Annotated in this window: 16 protein-coding genes; 11 read left to right on the forward strand and 5 right to left on the reverse strand. The window is 56.2% G+C overall.

The window, feature by feature from the left end; translation table 11 throughout:
• Nucleotides 1–88 precede the first annotated feature (88 nt).
• The 6 genes from LG198_RS12545 (at nt 89) to leuA (ending at nt 12714) form a co-directional block, all read left to right on the forward strand.
• Nucleotides 89–1450 (forward strand): MdtA/MuxA family multidrug efflux RND transporter periplasmic adaptor subunit, encoded by a 1362-nt coding sequence (locus LG198_RS12545; protein WP_230343523.1) that lies wholly within the window; start codon nt 89–91, stop codon nt 1448–1450.
• On the forward strand, nt 1447–4578 hold the full coding sequence (locus LG198_RS12550) for an MdtB/MuxB family multidrug efflux RND transporter permease subunit (protein ID WP_230343524.1): 3132 nt from the start codon (nt 1447–1449) through the stop codon (nt 4576–4578). Before LG198_RS12545 ends, LG198_RS12550 begins: the two co-directional genes overlap by 4 nt.
• Nucleotides 4562–7756, forward strand: coding sequence for a multidrug efflux RND transporter permease subunit (locus LG198_RS12555; protein ID WP_328485591.1), 3195 nt, complete (start codon nt 4562–4564; stop codon nt 7754–7756). Before LG198_RS12550 ends, LG198_RS12555 begins: the two co-directional genes overlap by 17 nt.
• Nucleotides 7753–9180 (forward strand): efflux transporter outer membrane subunit, encoded by a 1428-nt coding sequence (locus LG198_RS12560; protein WP_230343525.1) that lies wholly within the window; start codon nt 7753–7755, stop codon nt 9178–9180. The genes LG198_RS12555 and LG198_RS12560 overlap by 4 nt, the downstream gene beginning before the upstream one ends.
• A gap of 366 nt (nt 9181–9546) precedes the next feature.
• Complete coding sequence (locus LG198_RS12565) at nt 9547–10542, forward strand: alpha/beta hydrolase (protein ID WP_230343526.1); 996 nt, start codon at nt 9547–9549, stop codon at nt 10540–10542.
• Nucleotides 10543–11028: 486 nt separating this feature from the next.
• The gene (gene leuA, locus LG198_RS12570) at nt 11029–12714 is read left to right on the forward strand and encodes a 2-isopropylmalate synthase (protein ID WP_230343814.1); all 1686 of its coding nucleotides are present in this window, start codon (nt 11029–11031) and stop codon (nt 12712–12714) included.
• A gap of 57 nt (nt 12715–12771) precedes the next feature.
• Here leuA and LG198_RS12575 read toward each other — a convergent pair whose 3' ends face one another.
• A complete protein-coding gene (locus LG198_RS12575) occupies nt 12772–13983 on the reverse strand; it encodes a Bcr/CflA family multidrug efflux MFS transporter (protein WP_230343527.1) in 1212 nt (403 codons plus the stop codon).
• A 153-nt stretch (nt 13984–14136) separates the two neighbouring features.
• On the opposite strand from LG198_RS12575, the gene LG198_RS12580 reads away from it, so the two are divergent.
• On the forward strand, nt 14137–15003 hold the full coding sequence (locus LG198_RS12580; protein WP_230343528.1) for an HNH endonuclease: 867 nt from the start codon (nt 14137–14139) through the stop codon (nt 15001–15003).
• Nucleotides 15004–15098: 95 nt separating this feature from the next.
• Here LG198_RS12580 and dnaJ read toward each other — a convergent pair whose 3' ends face one another.
• The 4 genes from dnaJ to waaC form a co-directional block, all read right to left on the reverse strand.
• The gene (dnaJ, locus tag LG198_RS12585; protein WP_230343529.1) at nt 15099–16223 is read right to left on the reverse strand and encodes a molecular chaperone DnaJ; all 1125 of its coding nucleotides are present in this window, start codon (nt 16221–16223) and stop codon (nt 15099–15101) included.
• Nucleotides 16224–16298: 75 nt separating this feature from the next.
• Entirely contained in the window at nt 16299–18218 is a 1920-nt protein-coding gene (gene dnaK, locus LG198_RS12590; RefSeq protein WP_230343530.1) for a molecular chaperone DnaK, read from the reverse strand.
• A 131-nt stretch (nt 18219–18349) separates the two neighbouring features.
• Nucleotides 18350–18877 carry a nucleotide exchange factor GrpE gene (grpE, locus tag LG198_RS12595; RefSeq protein ID WP_230343531.1) on the reverse strand — a complete coding sequence of 176 codons (528 nt, stop codon included), beginning with the start codon at nt 18875–18877 and terminating at the stop codon, nt 18350–18352.
• A 126-nt stretch (nt 18878–19003) separates the two neighbouring features.
• On the reverse strand, nt 19004–19975 hold the full coding sequence (gene waaC, locus LG198_RS12600; RefSeq protein WP_328485600.1) for a lipopolysaccharide heptosyltransferase I: 972 nt from the start codon (nt 19973–19975) through the stop codon (nt 19004–19006).
• A 54-nt stretch (nt 19976–20029) separates the two neighbouring features.
• Between waaC and LG198_RS12605 the strand changes: the two genes are divergently transcribed.
• From LG198_RS12605 to LG198_RS12620, 4 genes are read left to right on the forward strand one after another with little or no spacing between them, the layout of a single operon-like run.
• Nucleotides 20030–21187 carry a glycosyltransferase family 4 protein gene (locus tag LG198_RS12605; protein ID WP_230343532.1) on the forward strand — a complete coding sequence of 386 codons (1158 nt, stop codon included), beginning with the start codon at nt 20030–20032 and terminating at the stop codon, nt 21185–21187.
• Complete coding sequence (gene rfaP / locus LG198_RS12610; protein ID WP_230343533.1) at nt 21187–22023, forward strand: lipopolysaccharide core heptose(I) kinase RfaP; 837 nt, start codon at nt 21187–21189, stop codon at nt 22021–22023. The genes LG198_RS12605 and rfaP overlap by 1 nt, the downstream gene beginning before the upstream one ends.
• Before the next feature lie 33 nt (nt 22024–22056).
• Nucleotides 22057–23760, forward strand: coding sequence for a phosphoethanolamine transferase CptA (gene cptA, locus LG198_RS12615; RefSeq protein WP_230343534.1), 1704 nt, complete (start codon nt 22057–22059; stop codon nt 23758–23760).
• Nucleotides 23753–25234, forward strand: coding sequence for a lipopolysaccharide kinase InaA family protein (locus LG198_RS12620; protein WP_230343535.1), 1482 nt, complete (start codon nt 23753–23755; stop codon nt 25232–25234). Before cptA ends, LG198_RS12620 begins: the two co-directional genes overlap by 8 nt.
• Nucleotides 25235–25242 lie beyond the last annotated feature (8 nt).

Genomic DNA, 25242 nt, shown 5'->3' on the forward strand with positions numbered 1-25242 from the left:
CACGGTTAGTGCCCCCTTGGCAGGTTTGCGTCTGCCGGCAGGGCATGCGAAGCTGATTTAATTTTCCAATTCATATGCACCATATCCTATGTCCAGTTCAATATTAAGAACCCTACGTCCCTGGCTCATCCTGCTTGCCCTCCTGGCAATCGTGGCTTATGTGCTGTGGAAATACGTGCCATTATCCTCTTCAGGCGCTAACCAGGGGCCTCCCGGCATGGGACAGGGCATGCCTCCCGGTGGCCCAGGCGGACCAGGAGCCGGCAGGCCAGGGCCGCCGGGAGGCGGAGGTTTTCCCGGCGGGCGTCGCGGCATGTTTGGGGAAAGCATGCTGGTGAGTGTGGGCTCAGTGACGGAAGCGCCGCTCTCTGTGCAATTGGAGGCTGTCGGCACGGTGACTTCGCTTAATACTGTGAATGTCACGGCACGCGTGGAAGGGCAATTAAGCAAGATCCTGTTCACGGAAGGGCAGGAAGTCAAGCAGGGCGATGTGCTGGCCGAAATTGACCCCCGGCCTTACCAGGCCGCCCTCAAGCAGGTGGAAGGCGTGGTGAGCCAGTACCGTGCGCAGCTCAGGAATGCCGAAATCGACCTAGCGCGCTACCAGGAACTGCGCGATGAGGACTCTATTGCAATCCAGACGCTGGATACCCAGACAGCCTTGGTGCGCCAGTATCAGGGCAACCTGGAAAATGCGCTGGGCCAGCTCGAGGCTGCCAAGCTTAACCTGGAGTTCACCAAGGTGCGTGCGCCCATCAACGGGCGCATTGGCCTGCGCCAGGTGGATATGGGCAACCAGGTGTCGGTGAATGCCACCACGCCGATCACGGTGCTGACGCAAACGCGGCCAATCAGTGTGGTATTCAGCCTGCCTGAGCAGCAGCTATCCACGGTTCGTCAGCAACTCAAGCGCAATCCCGACAAGCTGGTGGTTGAAGCGCTTGACCGCCAGCGCCAGGTGCGCCTTGCCACAGGCAAAGTGGCAAGTATAGACAACCAGATCGATACGACCACAGGTACATTCAAGTTGCGCGCGCGCTTCGACAATGCTGACGATAGCCTGTACCCGAACCAGTTCGTCAATGTGCGCCTACATGCCGCCGAGGTCAGCAAAGCCTTGCTGATACCAAGCGGCGCCTTGCAGCGTGACGATGAGGGAACCTATGTCTATACGATTGACGGGGAAAAGAAAGTATCCAAGCAGCGTGTTACGGTAGGCATCAGCCAGGCTGAACAGGTGGAAATCCGTAAGGGCCTGAATGCCGGCCAGCGTATCGTGATCGATGGCGCGGACAGGCTGTCGGACGGCATGGTGGTACGTGTTGCAGGCGAGGAGAACATCCAGCCAGCGGCTGGTGATTCGGGTGAAGGCAGGCGCGGGGCCTGGCAGCAGCAGAATGGCCAGGCAGGGCAGGGCAGGACAGATCAGGGTCGGGGCCCGCGTTCATGAATCCCTCGCGGATTTTCATCGAAAGGCCGGTGGCGACTACGCTGCTGATGCTGGCCTTGCTTATTTCCGGCATCCTGGCCTACCGGCTGTTGCCGGTGGCATCGCTGCCGGAGGTGGAATACCCGACAATCCAGGTCAAGACCTTGTACCCGGGCGCGAGTCCGGAAGTGATCAATTCCATGATCACCGCGCCGCTGGAAAGCCAGCTAGGCAGAATCGCCGGCTTGGATGAAATGTCATCCAGCAGTGCAGGCGGAGCGTCGGTCATTACCTTGCGTTTCAACCTGGATACCAGCCTGGGCATTGCCGAGCAGGGTGTGCAGGCAGCGATTAATACCGCGTCCAACTTATTGCCTAATGACCTTCCCAGCCAGCCGGTCTATAGCAAGGTCAATCCCGCAGATGTGCCTATCCTGACCCTGGCGGTGACTTCTGACGCATTGCCGCTGCCCAAGGTGCAAGACCTGGTGGATACGCGGCTTGCGCAGAAAATAGCGCAGATTTCTGGCGTGGGCATGGTGAGCATCAGCGGCGGGCAGCGCCCTGCCGTGCGCGTGAGCGCCAATTCCACCGCCCTGGCCTCCTATGGCCTTAGCCTGGAATCCATACGCACGGCAATTGCCAGCAACAACCTCAATGGTTCCAAGGGCAGCTTCAATGGCGCAACACGTTCCACCACCATTGATGCCAACGACCAGATGCGCAGTGCGGATGAATACCGTGAGCTGATCGTGAGCTACCAGAACGGCGCGCCGGTACGCCTCAAGGATGTGGCGCGAGCTTACGACGGCGCGGAGAACGAGTACCTTGCCGCCTGGGCCGACGACAAGCCTGCCGTGATCGTCAATATCCAGCGCCAGCCCGGCGCCAACGTGATCGACGTGGTCGAGCGCATTCGAGACCTATTACCTGACCTGGAAGAAAGCCTGCCGGAGAACGTCCAGGTTTCCGTCCTGAGCGACCGCAGCCATACCATCCAGGCTTCAGTCAAGGATACCCAGATCGAGCTTTTGCTCGCCATCGGGCTGGTGGTGCTCGTGACTTTCCTCTTCTTGCAGGACGCGCGCGCGACCCTGATTCCGTCGATTGCTGTGCCATTGTCGCTGATCGGCACTTTTGGCGTCATGTACATCGCCGGTTTTTCCATCAACAACCTGACCTTGATGGCGCTGACCATTGCGACCGGTTTTGTGATTGATGATGCGATCGTGATGCTCGAGAACATCGAGCGCTACATAGAGCAAGGCGACCATCCACTGCAGGCGGCTTTGAAAGGCTCCAAGCAGATCAGCTTCACCATTATCTCACTGACCATTTCACTGGTTGCGGTGCTGATTCCGCTATTGTTCATGAGCGATATTGCGGGCCGGTTGTTCCGGGAGTTTGCCTTGACGCTGGCGATTGCCATCCTGGTCTCCATGCTGATTTCGCTGACATTGACGCCCATGCTGTGCGCATTGTGGCTCAAGCATGTGCCAAATACCGAGAAAAGCCGGTTCGCCAAGACCGGCGGCCGCATGATACAGGGGCTGATTGAGCGTTATGGACGCGCCTTGAAATGGGTGCTGGCGCACCAGGGGCTGACGCTGGCCGCCACGGTGTTTACCCTGGTGATTACGGTATTGCTTTATCTCTACCTGCCCAAGGGTTTCTTCCCAAGCCAGGATACCGGCCTGATCCAGGGCATCAGCGAGGCGCCGCAGTCGGTCTCGTTTGCGGCGATGTCAAGGAAGCAGGAGGTGCTTGCCAGGGTCATCAAGCGTGACCCGGCAGTGGATAGCGTCTCATCCTACATCGGTGTCGATGGTACCAACGAAGCGCTCAATACCGGGCGCCTCCTGATCAACCTCAAGCCGCATGCGGAACGCGACGTGACCGCCAACCAGGTGATTGCACGCCTGAAACAGGCAACGGCGGATATCCCTGATTTGAAGCTCTATCTGCAGCCCGTGCAGGACCTGACGATCGAGGACAAGACCAGCCGTACGCAATACCGCTTCCTGCTCACCGACCCCGATATTGCTGTGCTGCAATCGGCCATGCCGCGCGTGATGGAAAAGCTGCGCCAGCTCCCGCAACTGACCGATGTGGCGAGCGACTTGCAGGACAAGGGCTTGCAGGCCTATCTGGTGATAGACCGCGACAATGCTGCACGCCTCGGCGTGACTGTCTCCAGCATCAATGCCGCGCTTTATAACGCCTTTGGCCAGCGCCTGATTTCCACGATTTATACCCAGGCCAGCCAATATCGCGTGGTGATGGAAGTGCCGCCCAACTACCGCAATAGTCCGGCAGCGTTGTCGAATCTCTATGTGCCGGGCAGCAGCGTCGATAGTGCAGGCAATACCGTCACGACGCAGGTGCCGCTCAACTCCCTGGTGCGGGTGGAAGAGCGCAATACCTTGCTGACGATCAACCATATCAGCCAGTTCCCGGCCGCCACGGTGTCGTTCAACCTGGCTGACAATGTCGCGTTGGGTGATGCCGTGGCGGCCATTCGCGAGTCTGTGGGGGAACTGCAACTGCCTGGCAGCGTGCAGACACGCTTCCAGGGCGCGGCACTGGCGTTTGAGGCTTCGCTGTCGAATACCCTTTACCTGATCCTGGCTGCCTTGCTTTGCATGTATATCGTGCTTGGCATCCTCTATGAAAGCTTCATCCATCCGGTCACCATCCTCTCGACCTTGCCGTCGGCAACGGTCGGGGCCTTGCTTGCCTTGTGGTTTTACGGGCACGAAGTGGGCATGGTGGCCATTATCGGCATCATTCTCCTGATCGGTATTGTGAAGAAAAACGCGATCATGATGATCGACTTTGCGCTTGCCGCTGAGCGGGAGCAGGGGCTCAAGCCGGTGGATGCCATCTATCAGGCTTGCCTGTTGCGTTTCCGTCCCATCCTGATGACGACCATGGCGGCATTGTTTGGCGCCTTGCCGCTCATGTTTGCCAGTGGGGCGGGGGCGGAATTGCGGCAGCCATTGGGTATTACGATGGTGGGGGGCTTATTGCTTTCCCAACTGCTGACCATTTTTACCACGCCGGTGATTTACCTGTTGTTTGACCGCCTGACGCGTCGCCGTGCCAGGATCAAGGCCCGCATCAGCGATGCAGATGAGGAACTGGCCTGATGCGGGAGCGCGGCAAGCCATGAAGCGGATGCTGTCCTGGTCCCAGTTGAAGCCGAGTGAGCGGGGGCCTGCGTCGCTGTTCATCCTGCGGCCGGTGATGACCTTGCTGGTTTCAATGGGCATGATGCTGGCTGGCTGGCTGGCGTTCGGCTTGCTGCCGATCGCGCCGCTGCCGCAAGTGGATTTCCCGACCATTAATGTTACTGCCAGCTTGGCGGGCGCCAGTCCGGAAACCATGGCTTCCTCGGTGGCGACGCCGCTGGAGCGCAGCCTGGGGCGTATTTCCGGCATCAGCGAAATGACCTCTTCGAGTTCGCAGGGTAGCACTTCCATCACCCTGCAATTTGACCTCGATAAGGATATCGACGTGGCGGCGCGTGAAGTGCAGGCGGCGATCAATGCTGCGGCAGGCATGCTGCCCAGCGGCATGCCCAACCGGCCCAGCTACCGCAAGATGAACCCGGCCAATATGCCCAGCCTGGTGCTCACCATGACCTCTCGAACCAAGAGCATGGGGGAGTTGTACGACCTGGGATCCAATATGGTGTCACGCAAGATTTCGCAGGTGCAGGGCGTCAGCCAGGTGAATGTGGCAGGCAGTTCCCTGCCTGCGGTGCGTGTGGATATCAATCCGGATGCCTTGGTGCAGCAAGGCCTGTCACTTGATGATGTGCGCAACGTTATCAATGCCGCCAATGGCAGTGGGCCAAAAGGCTATTTGCAAAGTGATGAATATAGCTGGCAACTGGATGCAGATGACCGCTTGTTGCGCGCCAAGGATTACCGCTCGCTCATCATCGCCAGCAACAATGGTGCGGTGACGCGCCTGAGCGATGTCGCCCGTGTGTATGACTCGGTGGAAGATATCCGTAATGTCGGTTTCCACAATAACCAGCGCGCCATCCTGCTCATGGTCAGTCGCGAGCCGGGTGCCAATATCATCGAAATGATAGACCGCATCCGTGCGGAGCTGCCCAGCATTCAAAGCAGCCTGGGAGACGACATCAAGCTTACGGTGGTGGAAGACAGGAGCCCAAATATCCGCGCCTCGCTGCATGAGGCTGAGTTGACGCTGGCGATTGCGGTGGCACTGGTCATCCTCGTGGTGTTCCTCTTCCTCAGGAACGGCCGCGCCACCTTGATTCCCGCGCTTGCCGTGCCGGTGTCGCTGGTTGCCACTTTTGCCGCGATGTATCTTTGTGATTATTCGCTCAATAACCTGACCTTGATGGCCTTGATCATTTCTACCGGTTTTGTCGTCGATGATGCGATTGTCGTCGTGGAGCACATCGGCAAGCGCATCGAGCAGGGCGAGCCCCCCTTGAAGGCGTCGTTGCGCGGTGCGCGCGAAGTCGGGTTTACCGTCATCTCCATGAGCCTGTCGCTGGTGGCGGTATTTATCCCGCTGCTGTTTATGGGGGATATTACGGGCCGCCTGTTCCGCGAGTTTGCGGTGACACTCTCGGTTGCCATCCTGATTTCACTGTTTGTCTCATTGACGCTGACACCTATGCTCTGCGCCTATCTGCTCAGACGCAAGGATGCCCAGGCGGTGGAAGGCGAGGCTGTAGCAGGGCAGGCCAAGCTGGGGATTTTCCAGCGCGTGCAGCATGGATACCGCAAGAGCCTGGCCTGGGCGCTTGATCACTCCGCATTGATGCTGGCGATCCTGCTGTTCACGATTGCCGTCAATGTGTATCTCTATACCGCGATTCCCAAGGGGATGTTCCCGGACCAGGACACTGGTCGTCTGTTCGGCAATGCACGAGCTGACCAGGGGGTTTCATTCACCGAATTACAGAAGAAGCTGGAAGCGTTCCGCAGCATCCTGCTGACCGACCCGGCTGTGGACCAGGTGATGGGGATGTCTGGCAGCGGACGCGGGCCTGGCGCCTCCAGCAATTCCGGTAATTTTATTATTATTCTCAAGGATATCCGCGAGCGTGAACCGGCAGAAACGATCATTGCACGGTTGCGACCCAAGCTGGCGCAGGTGCCTGGCGCCTCGATGTTTCTCGTCAATATGCAGGACTTGCGCGTAGGTGGGCGCTCCGCTGATTCCAACTACCAGATGACGCTGAAAAGCGACGACATAAAAGACTTGCGCACTTGGGAAAACAAGGTATTGGAAACCTTGCAGTCCGTGCCGGAGATTGTGGATGTGGGTGGCGGTGGACGCAGCCGCGCGGTGCAGGTGTACCTCAACATAGACCGCGATGCAGCCAAGCGTTTGGGGATAGATGTGGAAATGGTGATTGCACTGTTGAACAACTCCTATGCCCAGCGCCAGATTTCCACGATCTACCAGGAGCAGAATCAGTATCGTGTCGTGATGGGGGTGGCCGACCAATACATGCAAAGCCCTGACATTCTTTCCAGTTTGTATGTCCTGACGGGTAGCGGCGCCCGTGTGCCGTTATCCAACTTCGTGACACTGGGGTACAACACGGCGCCGGCCTCGGTGCAGCATGAAGGGCAGTTCGCTTCCATTACCTATTCCTTTAACCTGCCCGAAGGCGGTAATCTCGAAAATGCCAAGCAGCAGATCAGGCATGCGCTAGCCGACCTCAAGATGCCGCTCAATGTGCAGGCGACTTTTGCCGGCACGGCCAGTGCCCAGGATAAGGTATTGAAGCAGATGCCATGGCTGATCCTGGCAGCGCTGGTTTCTGTGTATATCGTGCTCGGCATGTTGTACGAGAGCTATGTCCATCCGCTGACCATCCTCTCGACCTTGCCATCCGCCGGTGTGGGGGCATTGCTGGCATTGATCCTGTTCGATACGCCGCTGACCCTGATCGCCCTGATCGGCATCATCCTGCTGATCGGCATCGTGAAGAAGAATGCCATTCTCATGATCGATTTTGCGCTGGTGGCCGAACGCGAGCGCGGCTTGTCCTCAAAGGAGGCCATCATGGAGGCTTGCCAGCAGCGCCTGCGCCCTATCCTCATGACCACCATGGCGGCATTGCTTGGTGCCTTGCCGCTGATTATGGGCACGGATGGTGACGCTCCCCTGCGCCGTCCGCTCGGGATTGCGATTGTAGGCGGTTTGCTGCTGAGCCAGCTGCTGACGCTTTACACCACACCTGTGGTCTATCTTTATCTGGATCGTTTACGCCTTTGGGCCCTCAATCGGCACAAGCCCCGAGGCGCAATGTTGGAGAAAATGGAATGAGAGCATTTGCCAAGCTTGGCATTATCAGCTTGCCCTTACTATTGTCTGCCTGCATGGTGGGGCCGGATTACCACCGGCCACAGACCGCGGTGCCTGCTACATTCAAGCATGAGCAAGGCTGGAGTATCGCGGCGCCTGCAGATGAGGCCCCCAAAGGGGAGTGGTGGGAGCGCTATGGCGACCAGGAACTCAACCAGCTCGTTGACAAGCTTAACAACGGTAACCTGACTGTCGCGCAGTATGAAGCCCAATATCGCCAGGCCTTTGCCCTGGCGCAAAGTGCCCGCGGCGCCCTATGGCCGCAATTAAATGCGACGATGGGCAAGACCCGCGCGGGCCAAGGGGCGGGCAGTTCCACTTCCAGCCAGGCCGTGCAGGTGAGCGGCATCCGCACAACCTACAATGCTGCACTCAATGCGAGTTGGGAAATCGACATCTGGGGCCGCCTGCGGCGCACGCTGGAGGCAAACCGGGCCAATGCCGATGCCAGTTTCGCAACCCTGGCGGCCATGCGCCTCAGCATGCAGTCCGAGCTGGTGCAGAACTATCTGCAGATACGCGTGCTGGATCAGCAAAAGCGGCTGCTGACTGAAACCGTCGAGACCTACCGGCGCGTGGTGCAGCTCACTGAAAGCCAATATAAACGCGGTGTGGTGGCCAGTGCCGATGTGGCAGCGGCGACCACCCAACTCAAGAATGCGGAAGCCGACCTGGTGGATTTGGTATGGCAGCGCGCCCAGCTCGAAAATGCCATTGCCGTGTTGATGGGTGAGGCGCCCGCCAATTTCAACCTGGCTGAGAGTGACAAGGTGCCAAACTTGCCGGTAGTTCCTGCTGCCGTCCCCAGCCAGCTGCTTGAGCGCAGGCCGGATGTAGCGGCTGCCGAGCGCTCCGTCATGGCGGCAAATGCCAATATCGGGGTTGCCAAGTCGGCCTATTATCCCAGCCTGAGCCTTTCTGCCAGTGGCGGCTATAGAAGCAGCACCTTCAACGACTGGATGACCATGCCTAACCGCTATTGGTCGGTTGGGCCGCAGCTTGCCATGACCTTGTTTGACGGTTTGCAGAATAAGTACAACGTTGTGCAGTCGGAGGCCAGTTACGATGCGGCAGTGGCCGGCTACCGCCAGACGGTATTGGCCGCCTTTCGCGAGGTGGAGGATTACTTGGTGACATTGCATACCCTGGGTGAAGAGTCGGCGTTGCGGGAGGAGTCAGTGGCAGCCGCCAAGCAGGCACTCAGGCAATACACCAACCAATACCGCGTTGGCCTGATTGGTTTCCTTGATGTCGTGACCGCGCAAACCACGGCCCTCAACACCGAGCGCACCTTGCTGACCTTGCAGCAAAGCCGCCTGATCAGCAGTGTGCAGCTGATCGCGGCGCTGGGCGGGGGATGGGAAGGCTTGCCTGCGCAGGATTAGCCAGGGTCTGTTCCCGTTATATTCGAGTCCGCGTTGCAGTGGCAAATGGTGCCAGGCAAGGCGCGGGACGCAGGTAATGGTGATTCCATTGCCAAGTCCCGCAACGCAGCATGGGGCCATTTGCCATTGCAACCCGAAGGGCCGGTGCCGGTTTTCGCACGGTGCTGCGTTATTCGTCGTTCATTTGGAATAGCCAAACATCACTCCTCATGCCTTGCTCCGCACTAAAACCGGCACCGGCGCGGACTCGAATATAACGGGAACAGACCCTAGACTCCTACAAGTCTGTCAGCAGCAGGCTGACAGACTGCGATACATCGTTCATGCAGAATCAGGGTTCACTACCACCTGCATGGGAGATGTATCGTGAATATCCTGGATCCTATCCTTAACACCTTTGCTTCCGACAATACTCAATATAGTGGAGTAGAGCCTCGCACCAGGGCATTCCTTGAGGAGCTGGCGGCCTCTGACAGCAAGCCTGTGGAGGAGCTGAGTCCTGATGAGGCGAGAGGAGTCCTGAGCGATTTGCAGGCCAGTATCGAGGTCGATATTGCCGGTGTCACGGTTGAAGAGAAAGAAGTGGCAATCGAGGGGCATTCCATCCGTCTTGTGATCGTCAAGCCCGAGGATATTGCCAGTGATCCCCCCGTGATCGTGTTCTTTCATGGCGGGGGCTGGGTGCTGGGGGATTTCCCCACCCACGAACGTTTGGTGCGCGACCTATCTGTCGCCTCCAATTGCGCCGTTGTGTTCGTGGATTACACCCGCTCCCCCGAGGCCAAATACCCGACTGCGGTGAACGAATGCTACCTTGCCACCAAGTGGGTGGCGCAGAATGGCACCGAGATTGGCGTGGATGGCGCGCGTCTTGCGGTTGCCGGTAACAGTGCAGGCGGCAATATGGCCACCGTGGTCTGTCTGATGGCCAAAGACAAGCGCGAACCGTTCATCCGCCACCAGACTTTGTTCTGGCCGGTGACCAATGGGCATTTCGATACCGGGTCCTATGACGATTATGCCGACGGCTATTTCCTCACCCGCAATATGATGAAATGGTTCTGGGACCAATACCTGGAAAATGATGATGTGCGCAACGACCTCTATGCCTCGCCCGGCGGTGCCGAGTTGGAACAATTGAGCGACTTGCCGCCGGCCTTGATCCAGACCGCGGAATTCGACGTATTGCGCGATGAAGCGGAAGCCTATGCGCACTTGCTGACTGATGCCGGGGTCGATGTGACCTGCACGCGCTACCTTGGCGCGATTCACGATTTCGGCCTGCTCAACCCGCTGGCAAAGGCGCCGCAGGTGCATGCGGCGATCATGCAGGCTGCGGGCGAGATACGGAAACATATCTAGTCTAGGGCAGGGATATAAAACAGCTTATATTCCTGTGTGCCACAAGATTCCGGGCCTTGCCCAGAATGATCCAACTTTCGCCTATGCATGTCAGGCCGGATTTTGATCCGGCATCTTGCTGTGCATCCACCTGGCCGCCAAGCTTTCCTGGATTGACACGGACGGTGTCTTCTGTTTATGATTGCCTCATTATGGCTATCCAGCAGACCACATTGCTATTATCCTCCAAGGCTCTCCTGAGCCTCGGCCTGCTGCTGCGCTTCGCGCGCATCTAATCTACTTCCCTCCTGCCGGTTTTAGTTGATTGCCCTTGTTTGCCAAGGGCAATATGTTTTATCCATTTTCCAAAAGAGCATTCTGCATGATGTACAGCGAACCATGTTTTTTCAGCCAGTTTCGACTGCCCTGCGGTTGGCAGGCCTTGCGTGAACGGCAGCCTGCCAGCCTTCGATGCCGGCAATTGAATTGATAATTTGAGAGAACATGATGTTGAAAAATCCCAGCAGCAAATACCGCCCATTTACACCGATTGATTTACCCAGCCGTCAGTGGCCGACGCGTACCATCACACATGCGCCGATCTGGATGAGCACCGACCTGCGCGATGGCAACCAGGCCTTGTTCGAGCCGATGAATGCCGAGCGCAAGCTGCGCATGTTCAAGATGCTGGTGGAAATCGGCTTCAAGGAAATCGAGGTGGCATTTCCCTCGGCGTCACAGACGGATTTTGACTTTGTGCGCAACCTGATTGAGAACGGCCATATTCCCGCTGATGTGACCATTGAAGTATTGACCCAGGCACGCGAAGACCTGATCCGCCGCACGTTTGAATCCCTGCGCGGCGCGCGCCGGGCCATTGTGCATGTGTACAATGCAACATCGCCCGCGTTCCGCAAGACGGTGTTCAAGACCGACAAGGCCGGCGTCAAGAAAATTGCGACGGATAGTGCGCGCCTGATGAAGCAATTGGCCGACGAGCAACCCGAAACGGAGTGGGTATTTCAGTACAGCCCGGAGACTTTTACCGCGACCGAACTTGATTTTGCCAAGGAGGTTTGCGATTCCGTGACGGAAATCTGGCAAGCCACCCCCGAACGCAAGGTGATTCTCAACCTGCCGGCGACGGTCGAAGTGGGCACGCCCAATTACTATGCCGACCAGATCGAATGGATGCATACCAATCTCGAACGCCGCGATAGCATCATCATCAGCGTGCATCCGCACAATGACCGCGGCACGGCCGTGGCCGCTGCCGAGCTTGCGGTGATGGCCGGTGCCGATCGTATCGAGGGTTGCCTGTTCGGCCATGGTGAACGCACCGGCAATGTAGACCTGGTCACGCTTGCGCTTAACCTGTACACCCAGGGCGTGGACCCGGGTCTGGATTTCTCCCATATCAATACCATTGCGCGCACTGTGGAGGACTGTACCCAATTGCCGGTGCACCCACGCTACCCTTATGCCGGCGATCTGGTATTCACTGCATTTTCCGGCTCGCACCAGGATGCAATCAAGAAAGGCTTTGCGGTGCAGGATCCGGACGCTGTCTGGGAAGTGCCCTACCTGCCGATAGACCCGCATGATGTGGGCCGCACTTACGACTCCATCATCCGTGTCAACAGTCAGTCAGGCAAGGGTGGCATTGCCTACTTGCTTGAAACCGGCTACGGCCTCGCCATGCCGCGCCGCATGCAGGTGGAGTTCAGCGGCGCCGTGCAGCGACTTACTGACAGTAGCGGGCAAGAGGTCAGCGCAGAGGGTATCTGGCAATTGTTCAATGACGAATATATTGCGGCGGATGAGCCGGTGCATTATGTCGATCATGAACTGGATGAACGTGATGATATACAACATATCAAGCTGACGGCCCGGATTCATGGGGTGGAGACCGTGCTTGAAGGCACTGGCAATGGCCCCATTGATGCGCTGGTACAGGCATTTGGCCGGAAATTCACTATCCATGACTATGAAGAACGTGCGATGGGGGCCGGGGCAGGCGCGAAAGCAGTGGCATTTGCCGAACTGGGCAAGGGTGACCAGCCAGGCACTGTCTATGGCGCTGGTATTCATGACAACCTCGTTACTGCTTCCATCCTGGCCGTAATCAGTGGCATCAACCGCTTGTATCATCGCTTGGAAGCGTCCGAGCGGCAAGCATTCCTGTCCTGTTAAGCAATTGAGGGATTGAAAGCAGCCCACGAGCCGATGCTCGTGGGCTTTTTTGTTGGTTTACCTGAGGGTGGTAATAATCAGGCGGTGACTCAGCCAGGCACCTATGCCGCAGCCAGCCATTACCATCGCCATCGGGAAGGTGCTGCCGTCATGCAGCAGGTTGACCAATCCGCCTGCGAGGGTAGCCAGGCAGAACTGTAGCGAGCCCATGAGCGCGGATGCTGTGCCAGCCTGCTGACCATGGGTGGCGAGCGTGGCTGCGCTGGAATTGGGGCCGATATAGCCGATGCTGGCGACAAAGCAGAAAATGCCGGTCAGCAGCAAAGGCAGGGTGATGTGCCCTGTCAGTGACAGGGCGAGCAGGGCGATGCCAATGCCACCCGGCAGCCACAAAGCACGCGAAAGCAGCACGGTGGCATCGTGCTTTTTCAGGCGCCAGGCATTGATCTGGCTGAACAGGATCAACCCCGCAGCATTGGCGCCGAAAATCCAACCGTAATGCTGGGCAGGAATCTGGTAATACTCGATAAAGACAAAAGGCGAGCCGGCGATATAGGCAAACATGCCGGCGCGGGCAAAGCCGCCGCTCAATGTGTAGCCGATAAAACTGCGATCAATCAGCAGCCTGCCGTAATCGCGCAATATGCGGGTGAATACCAATGGTGGCTCGTTGCGGACGTCATGGGTTTCTTCCAGGTGAAAATACACGGCAACCAGCCCCACGCTGCCCGCAATGGCCAATGTGATGAAGAGGGCGCGCCAGTCGAATACCGTCACAATCCAGCCACCAACCAGCGGCGCCAGGATGGGGGCCAGGCCCATGACCAACATCAGCATGGATAGAGCCCGTGCAGCATCATTGGCACTACATCGGTCGCGAATGATTGCCAGCGTTATCACCATGCCCGCACAACCGCCTAATGCCTGCAAAAAACGCCAGATAATCAGTTCGGGGATGCTGCCTGTGAAAGCACACCCAATTGAGGCGATGATGTAAATCACCAACCCTACCATCAACGGCAGGCGGCGCCCGAATCGGTCGCTGAGCGGTCCATAAAACAACTGTCCCAACGCTAGCCCGACGAAATAGCTTGCGAGCGTCAGTTCTGCACTGCCCGCATGTGCCAACAGGCTTTTCTCAATCGCGGGAAAGCCCGGCAGGTACATGTCGATGGATAGCGGTGCGAGGCCGGTGAGGGCGCCTAGTAGGAGCAGCCAGCCGCTAAGTAGGGATAGAGTGGAGGGCGGGACGCTGTTGTTTTTTTTCATGAAAAGTTGCAGTTTTTTAAGGTTCAATATTAACGCGTCTAGGTTGAGTTGCACAGAATATGCTGCGGATAGAGATAAATGGATTGGTGAGGTTTCTTGATGTAGATTCAACTATTATTGTTTAATTCAGTGTTATCGCTATGGAAGCTACATATGAACAAAAAAACTGCTATCGACGTTGGAAATATTTTGATTGGCCAGCTTGAAAACTGTACTGAGTTTCAGGTGATAGAACGCAAGGAAAAGCTTCCTCTAGAAGGATTTCATACATTTGCTAATGGTAAACCTTGTTTAGGGGCGTTTAAGATTGGGCGTGCCTCAGAGAAAGGCTTGAAACTTTGGTTATTAGTGATTGATTGGAAGGATAGTGGAAACTATTACATAGTCATATATCCAGAAAATCACAATCTGGCTCCAATAGCTGAATTGCATGATCAGCAAAATAATCGTGACTCAGTCGATTTGATTTGGACATATAGTCCTCGCAAAAGGGATGAACAAAACGCTTTGAGAAAACGTGCGTTTGTGGAGGCGGTTGGTAGTATTGACTATATCGTATCGTTGCCTAGCGCGTTGGTATCGCTTGAAGATTTCTTAGATGATATTTTTAACCTTGCTTTCTATCGAATGGCTGCAGATGATCTTGATGAAACTGTGCTTAAGAGGGAGGTTACTCGCTCATCTTTCCCAGAGGGCAGAAGAATTGAAAGGTTACATAAGTATAGAGAAAGGGATTCTCAAATAGTTCGTCAAGCAAAAAAGACTTATGCAGAGCGAAATGGCGGCGTGTTGCCGTGCGAGGTTTGTGGGTTTGACTTTTCCGAAAGATATGGCGAACTTGGAGCCTCATATATTGAGGCACATCATACTCTTCCGTTAAGTGATTTGGATGAAGGGGAAGTGCGGGATACTCAAGTCGAAGATTTCACTTTTGTTTGTGCTAATTGTCATCGCATGCTACATAGAAAGCGTCCATGGGTATCAATTGAAAAGCTTAGAACTATACTTCTCCGTAAATAAATAATATAAAACGCATCCAAACAAACAATTGATTGATAGTAGAAGTGTTCTTTTAGAACATAGCAGGCTGGATAAACGAGCCTGCTATGTTGAGTTTACTGAAAGAAATCCTTCACCTTCGTCATCCAGGATTTAGCCCGAGGACTGTGTTTCCCTGAATCCTGTTGATTGATATCTTCCATCTCACGCAACAGTTCCTTCTGACGCTCGGTGAGCTTGACCGGCGTTTCCACCACGACGTGGCACATGAGGTCGCCCAGCTCGCTGCTGCGCAGTGGCTTGATGCCTTTGCCGCGCAGGCGGAACACGGCGCCGGTCTGGGTTTCTGGCGGCACTTTCATCTTGGCATGGCCATCGAGGGTCGGGATTTCGATTTCGCCGCCCAGGGCTGCCGTCGTGAAGCTGATCGGCATTTCGCAATGCAGGTTGGCGCCTTCGCGTTGGAAGATTTCGTGCTGTTTGATATGCACGACAACGTAGAGGTCACCCGATGGTCCGCCATTGACGCCGGCTTCGCCCTCGCCGGATAGGCGGATACGGTCGCCTTCATCCACACCAGCCGGAATCTTGACTGAAAGGGTCTTGTGCTGCTTGACGCGGCCGCCGCCGTGGCAGGTCGGGCAGGGTTCCTTGACCATCTTGCCGGAGCCATGACATTTCGGGCAGGTTTGCTGTACCGAGAAGAAGCCTTGCTGCATGCGCACCTGGCCGTGGCCGCCGCAAGTGGTGCAGGTGACGGGTTGTGTACCGGGACGTGCGCCGGAGCCGTGGCAGGTTTCGCATTCGGCCATGACGGGGATGCGGATCTTGGTTTCTGTGCCGCGCGCTGCGTCTTCCAGCGATATTTCCATGTTGTAGCGCAGGTCTGCACCACGATAGACGTTGGAGCGACGGCCACCGCCGCCTCCGCCACCGAAAATATCGCCAAAAATGTCGCCAAATGCATCGGCAAAGTTGCCGAATCCGGCACCCGCGGCACCTGCGCCTGCACTCGGGTCAACGCCCGCATGGCCATACTGGTCGTAAGCGCCGCGTTTCTGGTCATCGGAAAGAACTTCGTAAGCTTCCTTGGCTTCCTTGAAGCTTTCTTCGGCCTTGGGGTTGTCCGGGTTGCGGTCCGGATGGTATTTCATTGCCAGCTTGCGGTAAGCCTTCTTGATTTCATCATCCGACGCATCGCGATTGACGCCAAGTATCTCGTAATAATCTCTTTTTGCCATTTTCTTCTGCTAAAAATAAATAAGGCACAACAGGGAATTTCCCTGTGCGCCTCATGATGTTACATGGAAAAGGACTTACTTTTTATCATCCTTGACTTCCTCAAACTCGGCGTCCACCACTTCGGCATCCACAGTCTTTTCCTGCGGTTCGCCTTGTTCGGTATTGGCTTCAGCCTGGCTGGCAGCGTAAACCTTCTCGCCCAGCTTCTGGGAGGCTTCAATGAGGGCGTTGGTTTTGCTCTCAATGGCTTCCTTGTCGTCGCCCTTGATGACGTCTTCCAGGTCCTTGATGGCGTTTTCGATGCTTTCCTTTTCACTGGCATCCAGTTTGTCGCCATGGTCAGCCAGGGATTTCTTCACGTTGTGGACGGCACCGTCAGCACTGTTACGGGCTTCAACCAGTTCACGCACTTTCTTGTCTTCATCTGCGTACTTGGCCGCATCTTCTTCCATGCGCTGGATTTCCTCATCAGACAAACCGGAGTTGGCCTTGATGGTGATCTTGTTTTCCTTGCCGGTCGCCTTGTCCTTGGCGGATACGTGCAGGATGCCGTTGGCATCGATGTCAAAGGTCACTTCGATCTGCGGTGCGCCGCGTGGTGCCGGCGGAATGTCGGACAGGTTGAACTGGCCCAGGCTCTTGTTGCCGGAAGCGACTTCGCGCTCGCCCTGCAGCACGTGGATGGTCACGGCGGACTGGTTGTCGTCAGCGGTCGAGAACACTTGCGATGCCTTGGTCGGGATCGTGGTGTTTTTCTGGATCAGCTTGGTCATCACGCCACCCAGGGTTTCAATACCCAGGGACAATGGTGTCACGTCCAGCAGCAGCACATCCTTCACATCGCCTTGCAGCACGCCGCCCTGGATGGAAGCACCTACAGCCACGGCTTCATCTGGGTTTACATCCTTACGTGGTTCCTTGCCGAAGAATTCCTTCACCTTTTCCTGCACCTTGGGCATGCGGGTCTGGCCGCCCACCAGGATGACGTCCTGAATGTCGGAAATCTTGACGCCGGCATCCTTGAGTGCGGTTTCGCAAGGCTTGATGGAGCGTTCGATCAGGTCTTCCACCAGGCTTTCGAACTTGGCACGGGTGATCTTCACGACCAAGTGCTTGGGGCCAGAGGCATCTGCTGTGATGTAAGGCAGGTTGACTTCAGTCTGGGTGCTAGAGGACAACTCGATCTTGGCCTTTTCGGCAGCTTCCTTCAGGCGCTGCTTGGCCAGCAGGTCATTGCGCAGGTCGAGGCCGTTTTCCTTCTTGAACTCGTCAGCTAGGAAGTCGATCAAGCGGTTGTCGAAGTCTTCGCCGCCAAGGAAGGTGTCACCGTTGGTGGAGAGCACTTCAAACTGGTGTTCGCCATCGATCTCGGAGATTTCGATGATGGAGATGTCGAAGGTACCACCGCCCAAGTCATACACCGCAATCTTGCGGTCACCTTCCTGCTTGTCCAGGCCGAATGCCAGTGCAGCAGCGGTAGGCTCGTTGATGATGCGCTTGACTTCCAGGCCGGCAATGCGGCCTGCATCCTTGGTGGCTTGGCGCTGGCTGTCGTTGAAATAGGCCGGCACGGTGATCACCGCCTCGGTGACTTCTTCACCCAGGTAGTCTTCGGCAGTCTTCTTCATCTTGCGCAGCACTTCTGCGGAGATTTGCGGTGGTGCCAGTTTTTCGTTGCGCACTTCCACCCAGGCGTCGCCATTGTCAGCCTTGGTAATGGTGTAGGGCATCAGGCCGATGTCCTTTTGCACTTCCTTTTCTTCAAAGCGACGGCCGATCAGGCGCTTAACTGCATACAATGTGTTCTTTGGGTTGGTCACAGCCTGACGCTTGGCTGGCGCACCAACCAGGATTTCGCCATCTTCCTGGTAGGCGATGATGGATGGTGTGGTGCGTGTACCTTCTGCGTTTTCAATCACGCGTGGCTTGCCACCTTCCATGACAGCTACGCAGGAGTTGGTGGTGCCCAAGTCGATACCAATAATTTTTCCCATTGTCTTGATTCCTTGTGTTCTTTAAATGACTCAAAGTGGATAACTATGTTGCCAAAGTGGGGATAGGCGAGTCGATTTCAAGCCTGATTTGCAAAAATGTTCTGCAAAACCCCGGTGGCAGATTGAATTGCTTACTTGGCCACCATGACCAGTGCCGGGCGCAATACGCGCTCATTCAGCGTGTAGCCCTTTTGCAGGACAGTGACGACGGTGTTGGCTTCTTGATTGCTTTCCACAGTGCCGATCGCCTGGTGTTTGTTGGGATCGAATTTCTCGCCCACCGGGTTGATTTCGACAATGCTGAATTTTTCGAATACGGAGGTCAGCTGCTTGGCGGTGAGCTCCACGCCATCACGGTAGCTTTCCAGTGTGGCCGAGCCTACGCTGAGGGCAGCATCCAGGCTGTCCTTGACGGAGAGGAGTTCATTGGAGAATTTTTCCAGCGCAAACTTGCGTGCCTTGTCGATATCATCTGCCGCTCGGCGGCGGATGTTTTCGCCCTCGGCCTTGGCATAAAGCACCGCGGCCTGTTGCTCGGCCAATTGGGCTTCCAGCTCGGCAATCCTGTCATCAATCGAACCCGCAGCACCCGCTTCTTGTGGCGCTGCCTCTATATTTCCGGTCAGGTCGGTTTCTGGCGTCTTGTCTTCTTGCTGCATGATAGTCCCTGTTGGTAATGATGTAACAACGAAGCAAATGGGGGTATATGCGGAAATTACAAGAGGACGTGTGGGATTTTAATTCGAGGGTGCAACGGTATTATTTTATAAATTTGATTTTATTGATTATTTTTTACTGGTGATTTGTGCCAATGCCTTCAAAACGGTTTCCACGTCGGGTATTTGGCCTTGGCCGCCGAGGTTGCGCACTTTGTTTTTGTCATGGGCAAATACGCCAGTGAGTTTTGGGTCGGTGTCGGTGTAAATCGCCACGGTTGGCAGGTTTAGTGCGGCGGCAAGATGGACCAGGCCGGTATCCACGCCGATGGCGGCATGGCCATGGGCAATCACTGCAGCAAGTGCATTCAGCGAAAGCCGCGGCAGCACCATGCCGGCAGGAATGGCGCTGGCAATGCGTTGCGCCCGTGCTTGCTCATTGGCGTTGCCCCAGGGGAGCGCTAGTGTAAAACCCTGCTGATGCAATGTATTGCCCAGCGTTATCCAGTTTTCTTCCGGCCAGAGCTTGGAATCCCGGCTGGTGGCATGCAGGCCGACGACATAATGTGCCGGTAGCCTTAAAGCTGGATCAGGGCTGCTTGCGGTAATGCCGTAATCCGGAGCAGAGGATGGAATTGTGTAGCCGAGCGCATGTGCTGTAAGCTCGCGGTTGCGGGTGACGGCGTGCTGGTTGCGTGCGACCGGATGCCTGTGCTGATAAAAGGCTGCGGCCCATGACTCACGTGCAGAAGCGCTGTCTTGCCCATGATAGGCGCCTGTTGCCTGCCAGCCGATCAATGCACTTTTCAGCAAGCCTTGCGTGTCGATGATGTAGTTATAGGGGCGTGCACGCAGGTGGTGGCGCAGGTTGCGGATTTCCCGCCAGGTGCTGGCCTGAAATAGATGCTTGCGCCAGCGCCGAACTGCAACGGTAATGACTTGGTCTACACCGGGATGCAGGCGTGGAATATCGGCAAAACTTTCCTCGACAACCCAGTCGATCTCCATGTTCGGAAATGCGGCCTTGATGTCGGTGATCACCGGCAGGTTGTGGATGACATCGCCAAGCGAAGTGGTTTTGATCATGAGCAAACGAGGCATGGGCGGCATTTTCGCATACAATTCAGCTTCTTTTCCCAATTGAAAGTGGTCGCATTGAAGTTTGCCTTCCTGATCTTCAAGTATTTTCCTTATGGCGGTATGCAGCGTGACATGGCGCGTACTGCCAGCCGGCTGGCTGCGGCCGGGCATACGGTCGACATTTTTGCGATGTCGTGGGACGGGGAAGTACCTCAGGGCAATATCCAGGTGCATATCCTGCCGGGTTCCGGGTGGTTCAATTTCCAGAAATATCAGGACTTCATCAGGCAAGTTCAAACTCGCATAGCGCATGAGTTCAAGTTCGACCTGGTGGTGGGCTATAACCGCATGGGTGGGCTGGATGTGTATTTTGCTGCCGACCCCTGTTTCATCGAGCGCGCTCACAGGCAGCGTAGCTGGTTGTATCGCCTGACGCCGCGGTATCGGTGGTTTCAGGGTATCGAACAGGCGATTTTCTCGCCGCAGGCGGATACCCAGATACTGATGGTCGATATGGCGGAGAAAGCCGTATTCCAGCGTTGGTACCAAACCCAGGATGATCGTTTCCACTATATTCCGCCTTATCTTTCCACCGAGCGGTTGCAATTGCATGACCGTGCTGAAATGCGTGCTTATTTACGCAATGCCTTCGACTTGCCGCAGGATACTATCCTGGCCTTGCTGGTAGGGTCGGGCTTTTATATGAAAGGCCTGGACCGGGCGGTGCAGGCCCTGGCAAGCCTGCCTGAAGCCATGCGCAAGCACTTCAAGCTGATTGCCATCGGGCAGGACAAGCCCGGACCTTTTATCAACATGGCGCGCAAGCTGGGTGTGGGCGATAACCTGATTATTTCCCGCGGCCGCCCGGATATTCCACAACTGATGCAAGGCGCGGATTTTTACCTGCATCCTGCCTACCGAGAAAATACCGGCCTGGTGATTCTTGAAGCCATGGCAAGCGGCCTGCCGGTGCTGGCGACGGCGAGCTGCGGCTATGCCTTGCATGTCCAGGCGGCAGAGGCCGGGAGCGTAGTGCCGGTGCCGTTTGAGCAGGCGACGCTCAACCGTATGCTGCAGGAGATGCTGTCCCTAGTTCAAGGGCGAGACGCGCAGCTTGATGCCTGGCGCGACAATGGCCTGCATTACACCCGCGGGCTGATGGTGGCCAATGATGGCAGTGCGGAGGCGCTGATTATGCAGCGCCTGGCCCAGCAAAAGCAGGAGAGGACGTAATGGCCTGCAATCAAGTACAACTGCCGGGCGAAATCAGCCGAGCGCTGGGCGCTGGAGAGGCCTTTGACCGTGTGATGTCGCTTGAGGGCGAGGTGTTCCGCGATGTACCGGGCCGCAAGACCGTACGCGTGCAGCTTGCCGGACAGCCCTATTTCATCAAGCAGCATTTCGGTGTCGGCTGGGGGGAGATTTTCAAGAATTTGCTGGCATTCAAGGTGCCTGTGGTCAGTGCGCGCACGGAAAAACAGGCGATAGAAAAGCTGGGAGAGATTGGTATTGCGACCACACCGCTTGCCGGGTTTGGCAGCAGGGGCTGTAATCCGGCCCGGCGTCAGTCTTTTCTCATTACGCGTGACCTTGGCGAGATTGTTTCGCTGGAAACTCTGGCGGAGCAGTGGGGGAAAACCCCGCCCGATGCGGTATTCAAGCGGCATTTGCTGCTTGAGGTGGCGGCGCTGGCTGCACGGTTGCATGACAATGGCCTCAACCACCGCGATTTCTATATCTGCCATATCTGTCTTGATCTGCCCAGGCTGCGGCAGGGCGATATCCACTTGTATTTGATAGACCTGCATCGCGTCGGAATTCGTGAGACAATTCGCCCCCGTGACCGCATGAAGGATATGGCGGCATTGTATTTTTCCGCGATGGATGCGGGGCTGACACAGCGGGATTACCTGCGCTTCCTGCGCCGGTACCGGGGCAAGCCGATCAGGCAGCTTATGCAGGACGAGCGTGAGTTTTGGCGTCAGGTGCAAGCCCGTGCCATCAAGCTTTATATCAAATTACACAAGGTTGCGCCCAGCCTGCGCCAACTTGGCGGCATCATCGCCTAAGTTGTGGCAGGCCGGCCTACAGCCGGGATATTTATGCAATTACCATTCAAGCTTTCATGGAGGCGCTCGGACTGGGGCGCCTTGTTCAGTTACTACCTGTTTTTCTTCTATTTTTCCGGCATCACCCATATCCTGCTGCAAATAAGCGGCACGACCATCTTTGTCGGCATGCGCCAGGCCATCGTGATGAGCCTGTTGTGGCTGATTCCGGTCATGCTGGTGCCACGCTTTGCCCGCCAGATCGCAGCGGTAATCGGCATTGTGCTCTGGGCTTTCTCCCTCGTTACCCTCGGCTATTTCTGTATTTATGGGCAGGAGTTCTCGCAAGGCGTGCTGTTTACCATTTTCGAGTCCAATGCCGTGGAGTCGAGCGAGTTCATTGCCCATTACTTTGTCTGGTGGATGATCCCGGTCTTGTTGTTGCATAGCCTGGCGGCCTATTGGTTGTGGCGTCGGCTGGGCAGACTGGCCATCAGCCAGCGGGCAGCTTGGGCAGTCACGGCACTTATTCTGGTCTTGTTGTTTGTGCAGCCGATGTTCAAGCAACTGGTGATCAATGGCGCAAGCCTGGATCACGCCGTGGAAAAACTGCATGACCGCATGGAGCCTGCTGTGCCGTGGCAGATGGTAATAGGCTATGCGCACTACCGCAAACAGCTTGCGAACATGGAAGCGCTGCTGGAGCAAAACAGCAGGATTCCCCCGCTTGCCAACCTCCAGGATGCCAATGCCGGCCAACCCGCAACGCTGGTCCTGGTGATTGGCGAGTCAACCAACCGCCAGCGCATGAGCCTGTATGGCTATCAGCGCAATACCACGCCCAATCTCGATGCGATACGTGGCGAGCTGAGCGTATTCCAGAATGTAGTCTCCTCGCGCCCGCATACGATCGAATCCCTGATGCAGGTGTTGACCTTTGCCGACCAGGAGCATCCCGACCTGTACCTCACCAAGCCATCGCTCATGAACATGATGCATCAGGCTGGATACAAGTCTTACTGGATCACCAACCACCAGACCATCACCAAGCGCAATACGATGCTGGCGAATTTCTCCAAGCAGACCGATGAGCAGTTCTATATGAACAACAGCCGGGCGCAGAATTCGCGCGAATACGATGCCAATGTGTTTGCCCCGTTTGAAGAGGCATTGCGTGATCCCGCGCCAAGGAAATTCATTGTCGTCCATTTGCTTGGCACGCATATGAAATATGAATACCGCTATCCGGCCGAGTTCGATTATTTCAAGGACCGTGAGGGTGTCCCTGCCGTGTTGAACCATGATCAGGTGCAGGTCTACAACAATTACGACAATGCCGTGCGTTACAATGACTATGTCATGTCTACCTTGATCGGCAATTTGCGCGAGCATGCTCCAAACAGCCTGATGGTCTATTTCTCCGACCATGGCGAGGATGTCTATGACGCGCCCGGCCACAACATGCTGGGGCGCAATGAGGGCAAGCCAACCCTGCCCATGTATGCTGTGCCTTTTATTATCTGGACCTCCGAGCAATGGAAGGTCAATCATGATGTGCATTTCGACGGCATGATGGATCGCCCTTACAGCAATGCGCATTTCATCCATACCTGGGCCGATCTCGTAGGCTTGAGTTTTGACGGTTTTGACCCTACGCTAAGTCTGGTCAATTCCCAGTTCAAGGAGCATCCATTGCTGATAGGCGACCCGTACGAGCCAAGCACTATCCGCACATTGGACCTGCATGCCCATGAGTAATCCCGGCGGGATTGTCGTACCAGACTTGCAGCAATATTCCCGCGAGGCTGTTGCTTCGCCATTCAACGTGGTGCTGGATGACGGCAACCGCTTGCATGCGCTAGAAATTGTGCGGCGAGTACCGGGCAAGCGCATTGTCTGTCGCGGGTTTTGGGGCGAACAGGCAATCTATGCCAAATTTTTTATCGGCAGCCAAGCCGGAAAATATGCTGCGCGTGACAGGCGTGGTAGCAAGTGGCTGGCAGCTGCCGGCATTGCCACTCCTGCATTGCTGCTGGAATCCAGCGTGGCGACGCAGGGCAGCCAAGTGTTGTTGTATGCGGCAATTGCTGCGGACAATGCGGAGTATGCTTGGCAAGAATTGGATAAGGAAGCCAGACATGCTTTGTCAAAACGGCTGGTGGCCGAGGTGGCACGGCATCACCGGGCAGGGTTGCTGCAAACTGATTTATACCTGAAAAACTTTTTGGTCGATGCGGGCACGGTATATACCCTGGATGGTGATGGCATACGCCGCGAGCGCTATTGGGGTAAAAGCCGCCAGCGGCTGGATAACCTTGCCCGCCTGATTTCCAAGTTCGATGTGAATGCTGTTCAGGCCTGGCTGCCCGGCTTGTTGCAGCATTACGCGGAAATCCTGGAAGAGGATGAATCGCCTGACTTGGCTGCCATGCAGCAGCGCATTACGCGGCACTGGCAATACGAGATGCGACAGTATGCCGAGAAAGTACAGCGCACCTGCAGTGATGTTGTGGCATGGCATAGTTCCCGTACTTTTACTGCAATCAACCGCCCCTATGACAGCGCTGGCCTGCGCCATGCATTGAAGTCGCCAGACCTGCTGTTTTCACTGCCGGAAGCGGAGCGACTCAAGAGTGGCAATACCTGCACGGTGGCCGCGGTGCAAATTGATCAGCGCAAACTGGTGATCAAACGGTACAATATCAAGAGTTTTTGGCATGGGCTGGGCCGTGCGTGGCGGCCTTCAAGGGCGGTGCAAGCCTGGGCCAATGCCTTCCGCCTGCAATTGAAGGGCATTGCCACGCCTGCTGTGACTGCGGTGCTGGAGCGCCGGGTTTGGGGAGTGCGCCGCGAGGCGTATTTACTCGCCGAGTTTGTTGAGGCGCGCGATGCCGTGGCGTTTTTTGCCGATGCAACCCTGGATGCGACTGCAAGACAGCAGGTTGCCACGGCTGTTGCCCGGTTGTTTTACCAACTTTGCTGCCTGCAGCTGGAGCATGGGGACTTCAAGGCGACCAATCTGCTGGTGCAGAGCTTGCAGCCGGTGCTGATCGACCTCGACAGCATGAAGCAGCATGGCTGCGTCAAGTGCTTCCGGCGCAGGCATGTGCGGGACCTGCGGCGGTTCATGAAGAACTGGCAATCTGACGAGGCTACCCGTCATCTTCTCAGTAAGGCGTTCAGGGCGGTTTATACAGACCAAGGCTTGTTGGACAAAGCTGGTATTAAGTAAAGCGAAAG

Origin of the sequence: Methylobacillus arboreus, assembly GCF_020532725.1 — a bacterium.
GTDB lineage: Bacteria > Pseudomonadota > Gammaproteobacteria > Burkholderiales > Methylophilaceae > Methylobacillus > Methylobacillus arboreus.